At 66.4% G+C, this 608-nt stretch carries 1 protein-coding gene; it reads right to left on the reverse strand.

Annotated features, from left to right (window positions below; genetic code table 11):
- A partial coding sequence (locus DMB66_RS60585; protein WP_233625656.1) for an ABC transporter substrate-binding protein occupies window positions 1-608 on the reverse strand: 608 nt, incomplete at both ends.

A 608-nucleotide genomic window follows, 5' to 3' on the forward strand; every position in this document is an offset into this window, starting at 1 on the left:
TGAAGGTCTTCAGCGTGTACGGGCCCGAGCCGACCGGCGTCTTGTTCGGGTCGGTGGTGGGGTCCTTGATGGTCTCCCAGATGTGCTTGGGCACGATCGGGGTCTGGCCGAGCCAGGTGTCTTTGTAGACGAACATCGAGCTGGTGAACGTGGCCGTCACCGTGTTGCCGCTGGCGGTGATCTCGCCGTACGGCGTGGCGGCCAGGTTCAGCGCCTCGGTCTTCTTGATGAGGTTGAACGTGTATGCGACGTCGTCGGCGGTGAGCGGCTTGCCGTCGGACCACTTCGCGTTGTCGCGAACCGTGATGGTCGCCTTCTTGAAATCGGGCGTCCACTCGACACCGGTGGCCAGCCACGGGCGGGACGGCTCGGCCGGCTTCACCGGGTTCCACATCATCAGCGGCTCGTAGAGCATCCAGCGGTAGCCCAGCTGGGCGCCGGCCGACGTGGTGAGGAACGGGTTGTGGTTCTCCGTCTGCGGGCCGTTCGGCATACCCACGGTCAGGAACGTGGCACCACCGGCAGCTTTCTTGTTGCCTTCGTTGGGCGAGTCGCCGCAGGCGGCGAGGCCGCCGGAGGCGAGCACGCCGGCGAGAGCGACCGCGAAC

The sequence above is a fragment of the Actinoplanes sp. ATCC 53533 genome, from assembly GCF_003947245.1.